This is a genomic window from Arthrobacter hankyongi (assembly GCF_022012395.1).
Classification (GTDB): Bacteria; Actinomycetota; Actinomycetes; order Actinomycetales; family Micrococcaceae; genus Crystallibacter; species Crystallibacter hankyongi.
Genome location: NZ_JAKLTQ010000003.1, coordinates 74288 through 93306 on the forward strand (window position 1 = coordinate 74288; position 19019 = coordinate 93306).

Genomic DNA, 19019 nt, shown 5'->3' on the forward strand with positions numbered 1-19019 from the left:
AAGTGGCAAGTCGATGGGTGTGGGTGGGGTGGACGGTACGGCGGGGATCTGTGGGATTCTGGTTGGATGGCCAATTCGCGTTCCGGGGACTCGGTGCTGGACCGGCTGGTCCGCGTGCTGGGCGCCTTCGACGGGACGAAGGACTCCCTGAGCATCGCCGCCCTGGCCCGCCGGGCGGACGTGCCGCTGGCCACGGCCTACCGCCTGGTGGCCGACATGGTCCGGCACGGCCTGCTCAGCCGCGACGCCAACGGCCAGGTGCGCCCGGGGCTGCGGCTGTGGGAGCTGGCGAACCGCTCCTCGCCCGCGGTGGACCTGCGCCAGGCGGCCATCCCGTTCATGGACGATGTGCAGTCGGTGGTCCGCCAGCACACCCAGCTGGCGATCCTGCGCGACGACGAGGTGCTGGTCATCGAGCGGCTGTCCAGCCGCGGTTCGGTGGTCAACCAGGCCCAGATCGCCGGCCGCATGCCGGTGCACCGCACCTCGCTGGGCATGGTCCTGCTGGCGTTTTCGCCCAACCATGTCCAGGAGTCCTACCTGAACCGGCATCCGGACGCCGTCGCCTCGGCCGACCCGGTCTCCTTCGACTTCCGCCGGCACCTGGCCCAGATCCGGCTGCGCGGCTACGCCGCCTTCGACGGCAGGGTGGACGCGGACACCACCGGTATCGCCGTCCCGGTCCTTGGCCCGCACGGCAACGCCCAGGCGGCGCTCGGCGTCGTTGTGCCGCTGGGGTTCGAAAGCTTCCAGTCGGTGGTGCCGGCGCTGATGACGGCGGCCCGGGGGATCGCCCGCACCATGGGCAGCCAGCCCGCGTAGCCTTTTCCATTCAATGAGAATCGCGGTGCGGCGGTGATGTAGTGACAGTCACACTGGAACGGAATCCAAGCCACATTCCCGTCCAGTGAAGGGGACTCGTCCATGTCCGCAAACGCACAAATCATCAAGACCCAGGTGGGCATCGTCGGCGGCGGCCCCGCCGGCCTGATGCTCTCCCACCTGCTCGCCAAGTCCGGCATCGAGAACATCGTCGTCGAGAAGCGGGACCACGAGACCATCAAGAACACCCACCGCGCCGGCATCCTCGAGACCGGCTCGGTCAAGATGCTCACCGACACCGGCGTGGACGGCCGCGTGCTGACCGACGGCTACGAGCACGAAGGGATCGACCTGCGCTTCCGCGGCGAGTCCCACCGGATCAACTTCAAGGAACTCGTCGACGCGTCGGTCTACCTGTACCCGCAGAACGAGGTCTTCGTGGACCTGGCCGCGGCCCGCGAGCGCGACGGCGGCGACGTGCGCTACAGCGTCTCTGACACCGAGGTCCTGGACATGGCCACGGACACCCCGAAGATCCGCTTCACCGACGCCGAGGGCAACGCCTTCGAGATCCACTGCGAGATCCTGGTCGGCGCCGACGGTTCGCAGGGCATCTGCAAGTGGGCCATCCCGGCCGAACACCGGACGGACAACTTCATCGAGTACCCGTTCGCCTGGTTCGGCATCCTCACCGAGGCTCCGCCGAGCGCCCCGGAGCTGATCTACTCGAACTCCGAGCACGGCTTCGCCCTGATCTCCCAGCGCAACGAGAAGGTCCAGCGCATGTACTTCCAGGCGGACCCGAACGAGGACGCCTCGAAGTGGAGCGAGGAGCAGATCTGGGACGAACTGCAGAAGCGGGTCGACGGCCCGGACGGGCTCCAGCTCAAGCGCGGGCCGATCTTCGAGCAGATGATCCTGAAGTTCCGCTCCTATGTGTGCGAGCCGATGCGGTACGGCAACATGTTCCTGGCCGGCGACGCCGGGCACACCGTTCCGCCGACCGGTGCCAAGGGCCTGAACCTGGCCTTCGCCGACGTCAAGGTGCTCTTCGAGGCCATCGATTCCTACTTCGCCACCAAGTCCAAGGACCTGCTCGATGGCTACAGCGAGAAGGCCCTGCGCCGGGTCTGGAAGGCGCAGAACTTCTCCTACTGGATGACCAACATGCTGCACACCCGCAAGGACGCCAACCCGTTCGAAACCAAGCGCGCCATCGGCGAGCTGGACACCGTGGTGAACTCCCGCTACGGACAGCAGTACCTGGCCGAGTCCTACACCGGCTGGCCGCACGGCCTGTAGCCGGGCCGGGCCGGACACCGGCCCCTTCCGCAACACCACCAAGTATGACCGCAGCCCTAGAAAGGAGTTCCCGATGACCCCCGAAGCCCCGGAAGAATCGTTCGAGAACAGCCATACGCTGGACCCCGCCGCCACAGCGGATTCGCAGGACACCATCAACCAGGAAATCAGCGACATCCACGCGGCCTACCGCAAGGGCGTCGAAGCCGGCGAGGCGGAGGAAACCCAGCCGCGCATCGACTTCGCCCCCTACCGTTCCTCGCTGCTGCGCCATCCGACCAAGGACCTGCACCACACGGACCCCGAGACCATCGAGCTGTGGAGCCCGGCCTTCGGCCAGCGCGACGTGCACATCCTCGAGTCCGACCTGACCATCCAGCACAACGGCGAGCCGCTGGGCGAGCGCATCGTGGTCCGGGGCCGGGTCCTCGACGGCGACGGCCGGCCGGTCCGGAACCAGCTGGTGGAGATCTGGCAGGCCAATGCGGCCGGCCGCTACATCCACAAGCGGGACCAGCACCCGGCGCCGATCGACCCGAACTTCACCGGCGTGGGCCGTGCCATCACCGGCGACGATGGCTCCTACCAGTTCACCACCATCAAGCCGGCGCCGTACCCGTGGAAGAACCACCACAACGCCTGGCGCCCGGCGCATATCCACTTCTCCCTGTTCGGTACGGACTTCACCCAGCGGATGATCACGCAGATGTACTTCCCGGGCGATCCGCTGTTTTCGCTGGACCCGATCTACCAGTCGATCACCGACCAGAAGGCCCGCGACCGGCTCGTGGCCACCTACGACCACAATGTCACCAGCCATGAATGGGCCACCGGCTACACCTGGGACATTGTGCTCTCCGGCAGCAACCGCACCTGGATGGAAGACGAGGACGCACACTAATGACTGAGTCGACTGCAAAGCTTGTGGCTACCCCGGGCCAGACCATCGGCCCGTTCTACGGCTACGCCCTGCCCTACGAGAAGGACAACCAGCTCGTCCACCGCGCGCATCCGGGCTCCATCCGGCTGCACGGCGTGGTGACCGACGGCAACGGCGACCCGATCCCGGACTCCATGCTGGAGATCTGGCAGGCCGACGAGAACGGCCGCATCGTCCAGGAGACCGGCTCGCTGGTCCGCGACGACCACACCTTCACCGGCTGGGGCCGGGTGGCGGTGGACAACGTGGGCCACTACACCTTCACCACGGTGAATCCGGGGGCCACCGAGGACGGCAAGGCGCCGTTCATTTCGCTGGTGATCTTCGCCCGCGGCCTGCTCAACCGGCTGTTCACGCGCGTCTACCTGCCCGAGGACACCGAGGCCCTGGCCAACGATCCGCTGCTGGCCTCGCTGCCTGAGGAACGCCGCCGGACCCTGGTCGCCGAGCGCGAGCCGAACGGCGACCTGCGCTTCGACATCCGGCTGCAGGGCGGCGACGAGACGGTCTTCCTGAGCTTTCCGGGAGTCTAACCACACATGAATACAGCGGACAACGCTGATTTCGGGCTGCTGTCCCCGGCTACGGCCGGGACAGCAGCGTCCCGTTTAACCAGCGATTCACAGTTCATCCAGGCCATGCTCGACGTCGAACTGGCCTGGGTCCGCGTGCTCGCGGACGCCGGCTACGCCGCCGCCGAGGTGCCCGCCGCCGTCGAAGCCGCGGCCTCGGCGCAGTTGTACGACGCCGCCGGCCTCGCCGCGCGGGCCCAGGGCGGCGGCAACCCGCTGATCCCGCTGCTGGCGGACCTGCGCGCAGCCATCAAGCAGTCGGACGCGCCGGCCGCGGCAGCGGCGGCCGCAGCGGTGCACAAGGGTGCCACCAGCCAGGACATCGTCGACAGCGCCCTGCTGCTGATGGCCCAGCGCACCGTCGCGGCGGTGTCGGCCGACCTGCGCACGGCAGCGGCGGCGCTGGCCCGGCTCGCCGATGCGCACCGCGGCACCGTCACGGTGGCCCGGACGCTGACCCAGCATTCGCTGCCCTCCACCTTCGGGCTCAAGGCCGCCAACTGGCTCGCCGGCATCGGCCAGGCGGGCGTCCGGCTGGACGAGGTGGCCGCGGAACTGCCGCTGCAGTGGGGTGGCGCCGCCGGCACCATGGCTGCACTGACCACGCTGACCGATACCGGCGGCGGCGAGGGCACCCCGCTGGAGCTGGCGGCCCGGCTGGCATCGTTGCTGGGGCTGGACGAGCCGGTGGCGCCCTGGCAGACCAACCGGCTGCCGGTCACCGCGCTGGCTGCGGCGCTGGCCGACGTGCTGGCCGCTGCCGGCAAGGTGGCCAATGACGTGCTGCTGCTCAGCCGGCCGGAAATCGGCGAGCTCTCCGAGCCGCGCGCCGAGGGTCGCGGAGTCTCATCGGCCATGCCGCAGAAGCAGAACCCGGTGCTCTCGGTGCTGATCCGCAGCGCCGCGCTGGCCGCCCCGGGGCAGCTGGCCCAGATCCAGGCCGCGGCCGCCGGTGCCGTCGATGAGCGTCCGGACGGCTCCTGGCATGTGGAGTGGCAGCCGCTGCGCGAACTGCTGCGCCTGGCCGGGGGAGCGGCGGCCAAGTTGGCCGAGCTCGCCGGCGGCCTGGTGGTCCACGAGGACCGGATGGCCGCCAACCTCGCCCTGACCGGGCCGCTGGTGGTCAGCGAGAAGATCATGGCGGTGGCGGCGCCGCTGCTGGACGGGGGAGTGCCCGGCGCCGGCAAGCCCAAGGTCCAGGCGCTGGTCAACGAGTCGCTGGCCACCGGCGCCTCGCTGGCGGACCTGCTGCGCGGCTCGATATCCCGCGGGCAGCTCTCCGACGAGCAGTTGGCCGCACTGCTGGACCCGACCAACTACACCGGCCAAAGCGGCGAGCTGATCACCCGGATTACTTCCCACTACCAGGAATGGAGCCATTCGTGAGCGTCCCCGAGATCACCCCCACCCAGCTGGCCGGCGGCAAGGGCAAGCCCGTACTGATCGCTGCGGCAGGCCTGGGCACCGGTGCCAAGGCCCTGTGGATCGATGCCGCCGCCTACCTGGAGGATTTCCAGGTTATTGGTATCGACCTGCCCGGGCACGGCGCCAGCCCGGCGTCCACCGAGCCCTGGACCATGGCCGAACTGGCCACCGCCGTGGCGGACCTGGCTGTGCGGCTGCGCGAATCCGGCGACATCGATCCGGCGCAGCCGCTGTACTTCGCCGGCGTTTCCCTGGCCGGCGGACTGGCCCTGCAGCTGGGGCTGGACTACCCGCAGCTGTTCTCCGGCCTGGGCGTTCTCTGCTCCGGCGCGAAGATCGGCGAGCCGCAGGCCTGGCTGGACCGCGCCGGGACCGTGCGCAATTCCGGCACGCCCACGATGGTGGTCGGCTCCGCCCAGCGCTGGTTCGCCCCGGGCTTCATCGAGCAGAACGCCGAGGCCACGACCCGGCTGCTGCACACCCTGCAGAATGCGGACCGGTTCGCCTACGCCCATGCCTGCCAGGCCCTGGCCGGCTTCGACGTGCGCGGGCGCCTGGGCGAAATCGCCACCCCGGTGATCGCCATCGCCGGCGGCGCCGACGAAGTCTGCCCACCGGCCTTCGCCGAGGCCGTGGCCGCCGGCGTCCAGCACGGCCAGTCCGCCGTCGTCGACGCCGCCGCGCACCAGGCGCCGGCGGAGGCGCCCGGAGAAACCGCGCGGCTGCTGCGCGGCTTCTTCCTCGGCAACTAAAGCCGCCGGTCCGTCCTAATATCCGAGAACCAATGAAGGAGTTCCACCCCGTGAACCAGAAGCAGTTCACCTTTGACCCGGCCAAGTCCCAGGAGACGGTCTACGACGAGGGCATGACGGTCCGCCGCCAGGTCCTCGGCGATGCGCACGTGGACCGCGCCAACGCATCGATCGATCCGTTCACCCAGGACTTCCAGGAACTGATCACCCGCTACGCCTGGGGCACCATCTGGACCCGGCCGGGCCTGCCCCGCACCACCCGCAGCGCGATCACCCTGACGGCCATGATCGCCAACGGCTACTGGGAAGAACTGGCCATGCACGTGCGGGCCGCACTGACCAACGGGATGACCCGGGACGAGATCAAGGAAGTGATCCTGCAGTCGGCCATCTACTGCAGCGTGCCGGCCGCGAATGTGGCCTTCAAGGTGGCCCAGGGCGTCTTCGCGAAGCTTGACGAAGACAGCGGCGCGGGCCTATAGTTCATATGACGTACAGGCGTTCGTAGAGCGAACATATGGCGCTCCGTGCCTGTGCCGGACCATCAGTAGCAATCCCGGCGGGCCGTACCAGCGGGTGCGGTCTGCCGGACCCGACCCGCGCCCGCTGCCGGGCGCGGACAAAGGAGCCGTAGTGAACCAGGCCTATCTCTACGATGCAATCCGGACCCCGTTCGGGAAGATCGGCGGGGCGCTGGCCTCGCACCGGCCGGACGACCTCGCGACGCTGGTCGTGAAGGCGCTGGTCGGGCGGGCGCCCAAGCTGGATCCGGAAACCATTGACGAGGTCGTCTTCGGCAACGCCAACGGCGCCGGCGAGGAAAACCGCAACGTGGCCCGGATGGCCACCCTGCTGGCCGGGCTGCCCACGTCCCTGCCCGGCACCACCGTCAACCGCCTGTGCGGTTCGAGCCTGGACGCCGCGATGATCGCCTCGCGCCAGATCAACGTCGGCGACGCGGAACTGATGCTGCTCGGCGGCGTCGAGTCGATGTCCCGGGCCCCGTGGGTCCTGCCCAAGACCGAGCGTCCCTTCCCGATGAACAACCTGGAGCTGGCCAACACCACGCTTGGCTGGCGCCTGGTCAACCCCCAGATGCCCGGCGAATGGACCGTCTCCCTCGGCGAGGCCACCGAGCAGCTGCGGGAGAAGTACGGCATCAGCCGTGAACGCCAGGATGAGTTCGCCGCCGCCTCGCACCGGCTGGCCGACGCCGCCTGGAACGAGGGCAAGTACGACAACCTGGTCGTCCCCGTCGCCCCGAACACCAAGAAGGGCGTCGAGCTGGTCCGCGACGAGACCATCCGTCCGGAATCCACCACCGGGACCCTGGCCGGGCTGCGCACCGTCTTCCGTGCCGAAAACGGCACCGTGACCGCCGGCAATGCCTCCCCGATGAACGACGGCGCCTCGGCTGCGTGGCTGGGCAGCGAGAAGGCTGCCGGCCTGCTGGGCCTGGAACCGGTGGCCCGCATCGCCGGCCGCGGCGCCGCCGCGAACGAACCGCAGTACTTCGGCTACGCCCCGGTCGAGGCCGCCAACCGCGCCCTGGCCAAGGCAGGCATCAGCTGGAACGATGTGGCCGCCGTCGAACTGAACGAGGCCTTCGCCGCCCAGTCCCTGGCCTGCCTGGACGCCTGGGAGATCGACCCGGCGGTGGTCAACGCCTGGGGCGGGGCCATCGCCATCGGCCACCCGCTGGGCGCCTCCGGCCTGCGCATCCTGGGCACGCTGGCGCGCCGGCTCCAGGACAGCGGCGAGCGCTGGGGTGTGGCGGCCATCTGCATCGGCGTCGGCCAGGGCCTGGCCGTCGTGCTCGAAAACGTCAACGCTTCCAAGTAACCACCAGATTCAGTAAGGAGGTCCTTCATGCTCAACATTGCAGCCACCGCCGCCGAGGCGGTTGCCGGCATCCACGACGGCGCCACGGTGCTGATCGGCGGGTTCGGCAACGCCGGCCAGCCGATGGAACTGATCGACGCGCTGCTGGCGTGCGGCGCCACGGACCTGACCGTCGTCAACAACAACGCAGGCCAGGCAGATGCCGGCCTGGCGCTGCTGATCAAGGAACGCCGGGTGAAGAAGATCATCTGCTCGTTCCCGCGCCAGTCCGATTCCTGGCACTTCGACGCCGCCTACCGAGCCGGCGAGATCGAGCTCGAACTGGTGCCGCAGGGCAACCTGGCCGAGCGCATCCGCGCCGCCGGCGCCGGGATCGGGGGCTTCTTCACCCCCACCGGCTACGGCACCATGCTCGCCGAGGGCAAGGAAACCCGCGTGATCGACGGCCGCGGCTATGTGCTCGAGTCCCCGATCTACGCGGACTTCGCGCTGATCAAGGCACTGAAGTCGGACAAGACCGGCAACCTGGTCTACCGCAAGACGGCCCGCAACTTCGGCCCGATCATGGCCTCCGCTGCCAAGCAGACCATCGTCCAGGTGTCCGAGATCGTGGAGACCGGCCAGATCGATCCCGAGGTGGTCATCACCCCGGGCATCTACGTGGACACCGTCGTGAAGATCGAACCGCACGCCCAGGCACCGGCGGCACAGGAGGCAAACCAGTGAGCGAGAAACTTAGCCGCGACGAGCTGGCCCAGTTGGTGGCCCGGGACATCAAGCCCGGTGCCTTCGTGAACCTGGGCATCGGCCAGCCGACGCTGGTATCCAACTACCTGACCGCCGAGCAGGACGTGACCCTGCATACCGAAAACGGCATGCTGGGCATGGGCCCGGAGGCGCACGGGGACCAAATCGACGAGGACCTGATCAACGCGGGCAAGATTCCGGTCACGGAGCTGCCCGGTGCGTCCTATTTCCACCACGCGGACTCCTTCGCGATGATGCGCGGCGGCCATCTGGACGTGTGCGTGCTGGGTGCCTTCCAGGTGTCGGCCACCGGCGACCTGGCCAACTGGCACACCGGCGCCCCGGACGCGATCCCGGCCGTCGGCGGGGCCATGGACCTGGCCACCGGTGCCAAGGACGTCTACGTGATGATGTCCCTGTTCACCAAGGACGGCAAGAGCAAGCTGGTGCCCGAATGCACCTACCCGCTCACCGGCGTCGGCTGTGTCACGCGCGTCTACACTAATGATGCTGTGTTCCTCATTTCGTCCGAGGGTGTGCGCGTGCGCGAAACCTTCGGCACCACGGTCGAGGAACTGCAGTCCAAAATGGACGTCAAGCTGCTGCCGCCGCTGGGCGAGTAGCACTACACCACAGGAAACAGCGGGGGACATGACCGAGACGAAACTGCCCGGGGACCAGTTTGTCCAGTCCCTGGCCCGCGGCTTGGCCGTGATCCGCGCCTTCGACGCGGAGCACGTGAGCATGACGCTCAGTGACGTCTCCCGCCGCACGGGACTGACCCGGGCGACGGCGCGCCGTTTCCTGCACACCCTCGTGGAACTCGGGTATGTCCGGACGGATGGGCGGGTCTTCGAGCTGACGGCCCTGGTGCTGCAGCTCGGGTACTCCTATCTGTCCGGACAGACCCTGCCCCAGCTGGTGCAGCCGCTGCTGGAGGAACTCTCCGCCCAGCTGCACGAGTCCACCTCCGCGTCCATCCTCGACGGCGGCGACATCGTCTACATCGCCCGGATCCACACGCGGCGCATCATGACGGTGGGCATCACCGTGGGGACGCGGTTTCCGGCCTATGCCACCTCGATGGGCCGGGTGCTGCTGGCCGGCCTGCCCGAAGCGGAGCTGGAGGACTACCTGGCCCGCACCGAGCTGAAGCCGCTGACGCCCCGCACCATCGCCGGCACCGACGCGCTGCGGGCGGAGCTGGCGAAGGTCCGGCTGCAGGGATTTGCACTGGTGGACCAGGAACTGGAGACCGGCCTGCGTTCGGTGGCGGTGCCGATCTACCGGCCCGACGGCTCGGTGGCCGCGGCACTGAACGTCTCCATGCAGGTCCGCTACGAGGACAGCGGCCGGGACCTGGACACCGCGGCCGCCGAGGTCCTGCCACAGCTGCGGGACGCATCGCAGCAGGTCACCGAGGCGTTGCGCGCCAAGCAAGAGCCGAGGGTCCCGCCGCGCTGACCGTGCCGGCAAGCGGACATCCGGAGTTCACCCGGATGCCGGGGGTCGTTCACCCGGTTCGGGTTGACTCACCTGTTGTGATGCCCAAGAATGACCGCCGCAGCTTCCTGCCCGAAATCCAGGCGCTGCGTGCCCTCGCGGTGCTGCTGGTGGTGGCCTACCACCTCGAGCCGTTCCGGGTGCCCGGCGGCTTCATCGGCGTCGATGTCTTCTTTGTCATCTCCGGCTACCTGATCACCGGCCACATGCTCCGGGAAGTGGCCAGGACCGGCACCTTGTCCCTGCGGGACTTCTGGGCCGGACGGGTTCGGCGTATCCTGCCGGCCGCGCTGGCGGCCATCGCCGCGGTCCTGCTGGCCACGGTCCTGCTTAGCCCCATCACACAGTGGCCGCAGCTGGGCCTGCAGGCCCTGGCCTCGACGTTCTATGTGCAGAACTGGGTGCTCGCGGCCAATTCGGTGGATTACCTGGCCGCCGCGGATACGGCCACGGCCCTGCAGCATTTCTGGTCCCTGGCGGTGGAGGAGCAGTTCTACATCTTCTGGCCGCTGCTGGTGCTGCTGGCCGCGGTGCTGATGCGCCGTTCGAAACGTCCCTTGGCGCGCATCGTCGTCCCGCTGTTCGCCGTGGCCACCGCGGCTTCCCTGGCCTTCGGACTCTGGTTCACGGCGTCGGGAAATCCCGCCGCGTACTTCATCACGCCCACCCGCATCTGGGAGCTGGGGCTGGGCGGCCTGCTCGCCGCGACGCTGACCTACACCGAACGCCACCGGCTGCTCCGCTCCGGCCTGGCCGTGGCCGGGCTGGCCGCCATTGCCGCCTCGGCCTTCCTGTTCACCGGCGACACACCGTTCCCGGGTGCGGCGGCCCTGCTGCCCGTCCTCGGCACCATGGCCGTGATCGCGGCCGGACGCACCGCCGGTACGCTCTCGCTGCACCGGCTGGTGGACCTGAAGCCGGTCCAGTGGACGGGGAACATCTCCTATTCGCTGTACCTGTGGCACTGGCCGCTGATCGTCTTCTACAAGCTCATGGCCGGCCGGGACCCCCGTCCGCTGCAGAGCCTGGCCCTGCTGGCGGCATCCTTTGCGCTGGCGGCCCTGAGCTTCTACTTCATCGAGACCCCAATGCGGCGGGCCGGCTGGCTCCGGGGCCGCGCGTGGCGCCCGCTGGCGGCCGGCGCCGCCGCCACCGTGCTGGTCGGGTCGCTGTCCTTCGTGCCGGCCGGCCTGCACCAGCAGGTAACGGCGGAGCGCACTGCACTGGCCGAAGAGCTTCTGGCCGAGCAACCGGCGAAGTTCGGTGCCGCGGCCATGACCAAGCGGGCGGACCAGACCTACGGCGCGGACAACCATGTCATCATTCCGGACCCCGGGAACGCGGCCAAGGACCGGTCCCCGCTGGGGGACTGCATCGCCGGTATCACCGATGCGGAAACCCCTGAATGCGAGTTCGGCGACAAGGACGGGGCCTACACGGTGGCCCTGATCGGCGATTCCCATGCCGGACATTGGTTTGCCGCGCTGGAACCGGTGGCCAGGAAGCAGGGCTGGCGGCTGCTGACCTACATCCACAACTCCTGTCCGTTCAGCGCGGAAAAGCGGGTGCTGGAGCGGGACAGCGACCTGAAGTGCACCGAGCCGAACCGCGAGACGCTTAAGCGCATCATCGAGCGGGACGACGTGGACGCCGTCGTCACCTCCTACTACGCGAGCGTGAATTTCGTGAATTCGCACACCGGCCACCGGCCGGGGGCTGCCGGATTCGCCAGCAACTGGAACGCCCTCACGGAGGCGGGCATCGACGTCTACCCGATCGTGGACACCCCGCGGCCTAGGGAAGGTGCCATTGCCCCGGACTGCGTGGCGCAGCACTACGAGGATCCGCAGGCATGCGACCAGCCGCGCCGCAAGGGACTCGACGGCCAGGACCTCACCCGGGAGGCGGCCAAACTGGCCCCGGGAGCCAGGGTGGTTGACCTCTCGGACGCGTTTTGCGGGACCAAAGTGTGCCCGATGGTGATCGGCAACGTCCTGCTGTACGCGGACAAGAACCACGTAACCGAGACGTACATGCAGACGCTGGTGCCGCGGCTGGAGCGGAAGCTGCTGGCGGCCATGGGCCGCAACGGGTAGGCGGCCATGGTTCCGGACGGCCGCCGCGGGGCTGGGGGAAAATCTCTGCTAGACTTGATAACGATTGTTTTGTGTGGCAGTGGATGAAGGCCGTTTCCCGGTTCCGGGGAACGGGGCCTGTTTCCGGTCCGCGGGGTACTTGCGCGGCGAATGCCACACTTTTGCACGCCTACGGTCGCTCCACTTCCGCAGGGAGTGCGAAGACGACTGAAAGTGCCCGGCCCCGGGATCCTATCCAAGCGATATGGCGCCAGCGGTGGGCAAAGTCCAACTTAACGGAGAACACGAAAGTGCCTACGATTCAGCAGCTGGTCCGCAAGGGCCGGACTCCTAAGGTCGCCAAGACCAAGGCTCCCGCGCTTAAGGGCAGCCCCATGAAGCGCGGTGTCTGCACCCGCGTCTACACCACCACCCCGAAGAAGCCGAACTCGGCGCTGCGCAAGGTGGCCCGTGTCCGCCTCGCCGGCGGCATCGAAGTGACCGCCTACATCCCCGGCGTCGGCCACAACCTGCAGGAACACTCCATCGTGCTGGTGCGCGGCGGCCGTGTGAAGGACCTGCCGGGCGTCCGCTACAAGATCGTCCGCGGCGCCCTCGATACCCAGGGTGTCAAGAACCGCAAGCAGGCTCGTAGCCGCTACGGCGCGAAGATGGAGAAGAAGTAATATGCCACGCAAGGGTCCGGCCCCCAAGCGGCCGCTCGTTGTAGATCCCGTCTACGGTTCCCCGATGGTGACCCAGCTCATCAACAAGGTTCTGGTCGACGGCAAGAAGTCCACCGCGGAGCGCATCGTCTACGGTGCCCTTGAAGGTGCCCGCGCCAAGTCCGGCGGCGATCCGGTGGCAGCCTTGAAGAAGGCCATGGACAACGTCCGCCCCACCCTCGAGGTCCGCTCCCGCCGCGTCGGCGGTGCGACCTACCAGGTTCCGGTAGAGGTCAAGCCGGGCCGCGCCACGGCCCTGGCCCTGCGCTGGCTGGTTGGCTACTCCAAGGCCCGCCGCGAGAAGACCATGACCGAGCGTCTGATGAACGAAATCCTGGACGCTTCGAACGGTCTGGGCGCCGCTGTGAAGCGCCGCGAAGATACCCACAAGATGGCCGAGTCCAACAAGGCCTTCGCCCACTACCGCTGGTAATAAGAGCGCAGCTGGCGGCGGGGGTCCGCGCCCCGGACCCCGCCGCCGTTGGTGCAGCTCACCGAATTAGGGAGACACTGTGGCACTCGACGTGCTTACCGACCTGAACAAGGTCCGCAATATCGGCATCATGGCCCACATTGATGCCGGCAAGACCACCACTACTGAGCGCATCCTGTTCTACACGGGCGTTAACCACAAGATCGGTGAGACGCACGACGGCGCCTCGACCATGGACTGGATGGCCCAGGAGCAGGAGCGTGGTATCACCATTACCTCGGCTGCCACCACCTGCTACTGGAACAACAACCAGATCAACATCATCGACACCCCGGGCCACGTGGACTTCACCGTTGAGGTGGAGCGTTCGCTGCGCGTGCTCGACGGCGCCGTCGCGGTGTTCGACGGTAAGGAAGGCGTCGAGCCGCAGTCCGAGACCGTATGGCGCCAGGCCGACAAGTACAACGTCCCGCGCATCTGCTTCGTCAACAAGATGGACAAGCTCGGTGCGGACTTCTACTTCACTGTGGACACCATCATCAACCGCCTCGGTGCCAAGCCGCTGGTCATGCAGCTGCCGATCGGTGCGGAGAACGACTTCGAGGGCGTCGTCGACCTGCTCACCATGAAGGCCTTCACCTGGCGTGGCGAGACCAAGATGGGTGCCGAGTACGAGGTCGAGGAGATCCCGGCGGACCTGCAGGCAAAGGCCGAGGAATACCGCGCCCAGCTGATCGAGGCCGTGGCGGAGTCCTCCGAGGAACTGATGGAGAAGTACCTCGAGGGCGAAGAGCCGACCGTTGACGAGCTCAAGGCCGGTATCCGCAAGCTGACCGTCAACTCCGAGATCTACCCGGTGTTCTGCGGCTCCGCGTTCAAGAACAAGGGTGTCCAGCCGATGCTGGATGCCGTGATCGAATACCTGCCGAGCCCGCTGGACGTGCCCAACATCAAGGGCCACGACGTGCGCGACGAGGAAGTCATCATCGAGCGCGCGGCGGATGCGAACGCACCGTTCGCGGCGCTGGCCTTCAAGGTGGTCACCCACCCGTTCTTCGGCAAGCTGACCTACATCCGCGTCTACTCCGGCAAGGCCGCCTCCGGCGCCCAGGTGGTCAACTCCACCAAGGGCAAGAAGGAGCGCATCGGCAAGCTGTTCCAGATGCACGCCAACAAGGAGAATCCGGTGGAAGAAGTCACCACCGGTCACATCTACGCGGCGATCGGCCTGAAGGACACCACCACCGGCGACACGCTGTGCGATCCGAACAGCCCGATCGTGCTCGAGTCCATGAGCTTCCCGGAGCCCGTGATCTCGGTGGCCATCGAGCCGAAGACCAAGGGTGACCAGGAGAAGCTCTCCACCGCCATCCAGAAGCTCTCCGAAGAGGACCCGACCTTCCAGGTCTCCCTCAACGAAGAGACCGGCCAGACCGTGATCGCCGGCATGGGCGAGCTCCATCTGGACATCCTGGTGGACCGCATGCGCCGCGAATTCAAGGTCGAGGCCAACGTCGGCAAGCCGCAGGTGGCCTACCGCGAAACCATCAAGCGCCCGGTCGCCAAGTACGACTACACGCACAAGAAGCAGACCGGTGGTTCCGGGCAGTTCGCCAAGGTGCAGATTGCCATCGAGCCGATGGACACTTCCGAAGGCACGATGTACGAGTTCGAGAACAAGGTCACCGGTGGCCGCGTTCCGCGCGAGTACATCCCCAGCGTCGACGCCGGCATCCAGGATGCCCTCAACGACGGTGTGCTGGCCGGGTACCCGGTGGTCGGCATCAAGGCCACGCTCCTCGACGGTGCGTACCACGATGTTGACTCTTCGGAAATGGCGTTCAAGATCGCCGGCCGGATGGCTTTCAAGGAAGCCGCACGTACGGCCCAGCCGGTGCTGCTCGAACCGATGATGGAAGTTGAAGTCCGCACCCCTGAGGAATACATGGGTGAAGTTATCGGCGACCTCAACTCCCGCCGCGGCCAGATGCAGTCGATGGAGGACGCCAGCGGCGTGAAGGTCATCCGCGCACTCGTGCCGCTGTCCGAAATGTTCGGCTACATCGGCGACCTGCGGTCCAAGACCCAGGGCCGCGCGGTGTACTCGATGCAGTTCGCCAGCTACGCGGAGGTCCCGAAGGCTGTTGCCGACGAGATCATCCAGAAGGTCCGCGGCGAGTAGCAAGTTCCGGTTGGCCGCCCGGCGAGCCGGGGGGCCAACCGCAATGCAGGTGGCCGGAGGTTCCGGTTCCGGGACGGCCGGCCGCCTGCACCAGGCCCAAGGCATCGCAACAGGTGCCGACGATGCCTGTAATTTCACCAAATATAAAAGCCCGACGTAGACTTGTTCAGGTTTCGGCAGCGAAAAGCGTTGCCGAAGAGCAATTCTTCTCAAGACGTTCTAGGAGGAACCAGTGGCGAAGGCAAAGTTCGAGCGGACTAAGCCGCACGTCAACATCGGCACCATCGGTCACGTTGACCATGGCAAGACCACGTTGACCGCTGCCATTTCCAAGGTGCTTGCGGACAAGTACCCCGATCTCAACGAGCAGCGTGACTTCGCAGCTATCGACTCTGCTCCGGAAGAGCGCCAGCGCGGTATCACGATCAACATCTCCCACATCGAATACCAGACCGAGAAGCGCCACTACGCACACGTAGACGCTCCCGGCCACGCTGACTACATCAAGAACATGATCACTGGTGCAGCTCAGATGGACGGCGCGATCCTCGTGGTTGCCGCTACCGATGGTCCGATGGCCCAGACCCGCGAGCACGTGCTGCTGGCCCGCCAGGTTGGCGTTCCCTACCTGCTCGTCGCCCTGAACAAGGCCGACATGGTCGAGGACGAGGAACTGCTCGACCTGGTGGAGATGGAAGTCCGCGAGCTGCTCAGCTCGCAGGGCTTCGACGGCGACAACGCTCCCGTCATCCGCGTTTCCGGCCTGAAGGCCCTCGAGGGCGACCCGCAGTGGGTCAAGTCCATCGAGGACCTGATGGACGCCGTGGACGAGAACGTTCCGGACCCGGTCCGCGACAAGGACAAGCCGTTCCTGATGCCGATCGAGGACGTCTTCACCATCACCGGCCGCGGCACCGTGGTGACCGGCCGCGCCGAGCGCGGTACCCTCGCGATCAACTCCGAAGTTGAGATCGTCGGTATCCGCCCGGTCCAGAAGACCACCGTCACCGGTATCGAGATGTTCCACAAGCAGCTCGACGAGGCATGGGCCGGCGAGAACTGTGGTCTGCTGCTGCGCGGTATCAAGCGCGAAGACGTGGAGCGTGGCCAGGTTGTCGTCAAGCCGGGTTCCATCACCCCGCACACCGACTTCGAGGCCAACGTCTACATCCTCTCCAAGGATGAAGGCGGCCGCCACAACCCGTTCTACTCGAACTACCGCCCGCAGTTCTACTTCCGTACCACGGACGTGACCGGCGTTATCACCCTGCCCGAAGGCACCGAAATGGTTATGCCGGGCGACAACACGGAGATGACCGTCGAGCTCATCCAGCCGATCGCTATGGAAGAGGGCCTGGGCTTCGCCATCCGCGAGGGTGGCCGCACCGTTGGCTCCGGCCGCGTTACCAAGATCATCAAGTAATGATCTTCACGTAACACGGTTCCGCGCCTGGCGCGGAATGCATCGAACCCCGCTGCTGCTGCAGCGGGGTTCGATGTTTAACGGTGGTTCGTGTTGAACGGTGTCTATGTCAGGTTCTGGTGGATGCAGAGGATGTTGCCCTCGGTGTCCGTGAACCAGGCACACTTCTCATGCGCGGAGGTGGCCACATGGCCCTCGGTCTTCAGGCCGGGCAGGTCGTAGTCCTCGAACCTGACCCCGTGGTCCTCCAGCGCCTTCATCTCGATGGCCAGGTCGGCGACTTCGAAGCTGACCGAGGTATGGTCCGAGGTGTCCGAGTCCGGCTTGACCATCAGTTCGATGGCCGAGCCGTCGCCGCTCGAGAGCAGGCAGCCGCCGTCGTCCTGCATTCCCTGGGCCTTGAGCCCGAGGGAATTCTCGTAGAAGTTGCGTGCACGGTCCATGTCCTTCACGGGCAGGATCGTGGTCATCCTGGTAGTGCTCAGCATGGTGTCCGTCTCCTTCACAATGGAATTCCAAGACACTTTCAGGATAGTCTCGCCAGCCCGGACGGGAGCCGCTGCGGGCGGAAAAACCGCGCCGGCTCGGGTAGCATCTGGGCCATGGAATGGGTGCTCTTCTGGGTGGTGGCCGGCGTGGTGGTGGCGGTGTCTTCGGGCGTGCTCTGGGGCCGGAAGTACTTCCGCCACGAGATCGAGCGGGCCCGGCGGATCCGCCGGGCCAACCGCAACGGGCAGTAGGGTACGGACAAGTAGCTACCGCGGCGCGGTGCTGCGGCTGGGCCGGTCCGCGGCGAGTGACTGGAGCCAGCGGTAGGAGGTCTTCGGGATCCGCTGCTGGGTGTCGAAATCCACGTAGACCAGGCCGAAGCGCTGGCTGTAGCCGGCCGCCCACTCGAAGTTGTCCAGCAGCGTCCAGACGTAGTAGCCGCGCAGGTCGATGCCCGCGGCCGGCCCGCCCGGAGCGGTCGCATCCAGGGCCGCGTCCAGATGCGCGCCGAGGTAGGCCACCCGCTGCACGTCGGCCACCACGGGCCCGCCGGTGGGCACATCCTCCACCACGACGTCGGGAAAGCTGGCGCCGCCTTCGGTGATGTGGACCGGGGGCAGGTCCGGATAGCGCCTGGCCAGCTGTGTCAGCGCCTCGGCCAGATAGTCCGGGGCGATCGGCCAGCCGAAGCCGGTGCGGTCGTAGCCGGGCCAGCCGGCCAGATGGAACGGCAGCTGCTGCCCATCCTGGAGGAACGCCTCGGGGACGCCCTCCGGCCGGGCCTGCGGGCCGGTGAGCGGACCCGGTCCGGGAGCGATCCGGGAGGGGAAGTAGTAGTTCAGCCCGTAGAAGTCCAGCGGCAGGTGCATCAGCGCCAGGTCCTCGGCCGGCACCGTGCGGAAATAGGCCAGGAACGGGGACAGCAGCGGATGGGCCCGGGGGTAGCTGCCCAGCAGTACAGGATCCGAGAACATGGCATTGAACACGATGTCGTAGAACTGGACCATCAGCTCGTTGGCCAGACCGTCGGTGGCGGCGACCACGGGGGAGTAGACATTGGCGATGCCCACCTCGCCGGGCACCGTGGCTGCCCGCAGCGCCTGCACACTCAGCCCGTGGCCGAGCAGCAGGTGGTGGGCTGCCGGCAGGCAGTCGAGCAGCTGCGGCACTCCCGGGGCGTGCAGTCCGAGCGCGTAGCCGTTGAGCGTGACCGTGGCCGGCTCGTTGATGGTCACCCAGCGGTGCACCCGGTCGCCGAACGCGTCGGCCGCGATGGCGGCGAAGTCGCCGAGCCGGTAGGCGGTTTCGCGGTTGAGCCAGCCGCCCTGCCGTTCCAGCGGCAGGGGTGTGTCCCAGTGGTAGATGGTGCACATCGGGGAGATGCCGCGTTCGAGCAGCCGGTCCAGCAGCCGGTCGTAGAAGTCCAGCCCCTTCCGGTTCACCGGCCCCTTGCCGGCCGGCTGGATCCGCGGCCAGGAGAGTGAGAACCGGTACGAGTCCACCCCCAGGCCCTGGATCAGTTGAACGTCCTCGTCCATCCGGTAGTAGTGGTCGCAGGCGACGTCGGCATCCGAGCCATCGACGATCCGTCCGGGCATATGCGTGAAGGCATCCCAGCCGGACGGGCCCCGTCCGTCCGCCGACACCGCTCCTTCGATCTGGAAGGCGGCCGTGGCCACGCCGAGGGTGAAATTCCCGGGCAGTTTCCCGGCGAGGGTTTCGGCGTCGATGCGCATGGACTGGTTCCTCTGGTCGGTTGTTTCGGGTGGCCGCGGACCGATGCCTGT

19 protein-coding genes are annotated in these 19019 nt (G+C 67.3%); 17 read left to right on the forward strand and 2 right to left on the reverse strand.

Annotation, left to right across the window (positions count from 1 at the left end):
* Window positions 1–66 precede the first annotated feature (66 nt).
* The 16 genes from LVY72_RS06465 (at window position 67) to tuf (ending at window position 16743) form a co-directional block, all read left to right on the forward strand.
* Window positions 67–822, forward strand: a complete 756-nt coding sequence (locus LVY72_RS06465) for an IclR family transcriptional regulator (protein WP_237818894.1) — start codon at window positions 67–69, stop codon at window positions 820–822.
* A gap of 102 nt (window positions 823–924) precedes the next feature.
* Window positions 925–2124, forward strand: a complete 1200-nt coding sequence (locus LVY72_RS06470; protein ID WP_237818896.1) for a 4-hydroxybenzoate 3-monooxygenase — start codon at window positions 925–927, stop codon at window positions 2122–2124.
* 73 nt (window positions 2125–2197) lie between these two features.
* Entirely contained in the window at window positions 2198–3025 is an 828-nt protein-coding gene (gene pcaH / locus LVY72_RS06475; protein ID WP_237818898.1) for a protocatechuate 3,4-dioxygenase subunit beta, read from the forward strand.
* On the forward strand, window positions 3025–3597 hold the full coding sequence (gene pcaG / locus LVY72_RS06480; protein WP_237818900.1) for a protocatechuate 3,4-dioxygenase subunit alpha: 573 nt from the start codon (window positions 3025–3027) through the stop codon (window positions 3595–3597). The genes pcaH and pcaG overlap by 1 nt, the downstream gene beginning before the upstream one ends.
* 6 nt (window positions 3598–3603) lie before the next feature.
* The gene (locus LVY72_RS06485; protein WP_237818902.1) at window positions 3604–5022 is read left to right on the forward strand and encodes a lyase family protein; all 1419 of its coding nucleotides are present in this window, start codon (window positions 3604–3606) and stop codon (window positions 5020–5022) included.
* Entirely contained in the window at window positions 5019–5813 is a 795-nt protein-coding gene (locus tag LVY72_RS06490; protein WP_237818904.1) for an alpha/beta fold hydrolase, read from the forward strand. Before LVY72_RS06485 ends, LVY72_RS06490 begins: the two co-directional genes overlap by 4 nt.
* A gap of 50 nt (window positions 5814–5863) precedes the next feature.
* The gene (gene pcaC, locus LVY72_RS06495) at window positions 5864–6295 is read left to right on the forward strand and encodes a 4-carboxymuconolactone decarboxylase (protein WP_237818906.1); all 432 of its coding nucleotides are present in this window, start codon (window positions 5864–5866) and stop codon (window positions 6293–6295) included.
* Between the two features lie 151 nt (window positions 6296–6446).
* Window positions 6447–7655 carry a thiolase family protein gene (locus LVY72_RS06500; RefSeq protein WP_237818908.1) on the forward strand — a complete coding sequence of 403 codons (1209 nt, stop codon included), beginning with the start codon at window positions 6447–6449 and terminating at the stop codon, window positions 7653–7655.
* Between the two features lie 27 nt (window positions 7656–7682).
* On the forward strand, window positions 7683–8381 hold the full coding sequence (locus LVY72_RS06505; RefSeq protein WP_237818910.1) for a 3-oxoacid CoA-transferase subunit A: 699 nt from the start codon (window positions 7683–7685) through the stop codon (window positions 8379–8381).
* Window positions 8378–9025: a 3-oxoacid CoA-transferase subunit B gene (locus LVY72_RS06510; protein ID WP_237818912.1), complete on the forward strand. Its 648-nt coding sequence runs from the start codon at window positions 8378–8380 to the stop codon at window positions 9023–9025. The genes LVY72_RS06505 and LVY72_RS06510 overlap by 4 nt, the downstream gene beginning before the upstream one ends.
* A 28-nt stretch (window positions 9026–9053) precedes the next feature.
* Window positions 9054–9866 carry an IclR family transcriptional regulator domain-containing protein gene (locus tag LVY72_RS06515; protein WP_237818913.1) on the forward strand — a complete coding sequence of 271 codons (813 nt, stop codon included), beginning with the start codon at window positions 9054–9056 and terminating at the stop codon, window positions 9864–9866.
* A gap of 80 nt (window positions 9867–9946) precedes the next feature.
* Window positions 9947–12001 (forward strand): acyltransferase family protein, encoded by a 2055-nt coding sequence (locus LVY72_RS06520; protein ID WP_237818915.1) that lies wholly within the window; start codon window positions 9947–9949, stop codon window positions 11999–12001.
* Between the two features lie 290 nt (window positions 12002–12291).
* Window positions 12292–12666, forward strand: a complete 375-nt coding sequence (rpsL, locus tag LVY72_RS06525) for a 30S ribosomal protein S12 (protein ID WP_237818917.1) — start codon at window positions 12292–12294, stop codon at window positions 12664–12666.
* 1 nt (window position 12667) lies between these two features.
* Window positions 12668–13138: a 30S ribosomal protein S7 gene (gene rpsG / locus LVY72_RS06530; protein WP_237818919.1), complete on the forward strand. Its 471-nt coding sequence runs from the start codon at window positions 12668–12670 to the stop codon at window positions 13136–13138.
* Window positions 13139–13217: 79 nt separating this feature from the next.
* Window positions 13218–15320: an elongation factor G gene (gene fusA / locus LVY72_RS06535; RefSeq protein WP_237818922.1), complete on the forward strand. Its 2103-nt coding sequence runs from the start codon at window positions 13218–13220 to the stop codon at window positions 15318–15320.
* A 232-nt stretch (window positions 15321–15552) separates the two neighbouring features.
* Window positions 15553–16743 carry an elongation factor Tu gene (tuf, locus tag LVY72_RS06540; RefSeq protein ID WP_237818923.1) on the forward strand — a complete coding sequence of 397 codons (1191 nt, stop codon included), beginning with the start codon at window positions 15553–15555 and terminating at the stop codon, window positions 16741–16743.
* A 104-nt stretch (window positions 16744–16847) separates the two neighbouring features.
* On the opposite strand, the gene LVY72_RS06545 is transcribed toward tuf, so the two are convergent.
* A complete protein-coding gene (locus LVY72_RS06545) occupies window positions 16848–17249 on the reverse strand; it encodes a VOC family protein (RefSeq protein WP_237818925.1) in 402 nt (133 codons plus the stop codon).
* A gap of 96 nt (window positions 17250–17345) precedes the next feature.
* On the opposite strand from LVY72_RS06545, the gene LVY72_RS06550 reads away from it, so the two are divergent.
* The gene (locus LVY72_RS06550) at window positions 17346–17483 is read left to right on the forward strand and encodes a hypothetical protein (protein WP_237818928.1); all 138 of its coding nucleotides are present in this window, start codon (window positions 17346–17348) and stop codon (window positions 17481–17483) included.
* A 15-nt stretch (window positions 17484–17498) separates the two neighbouring features.
* Here LVY72_RS06550 and LVY72_RS06555 read toward each other — a convergent pair whose 3' ends face one another.
* Complete coding sequence (locus tag LVY72_RS06555; protein WP_237818930.1) at window positions 17499–18968, reverse strand: glycoside hydrolase family 1 protein; 1470 nt, start codon at window positions 18966–18968, stop codon at window positions 17499–17501.
* Window positions 18969–19019 lie beyond the last annotated feature (51 nt).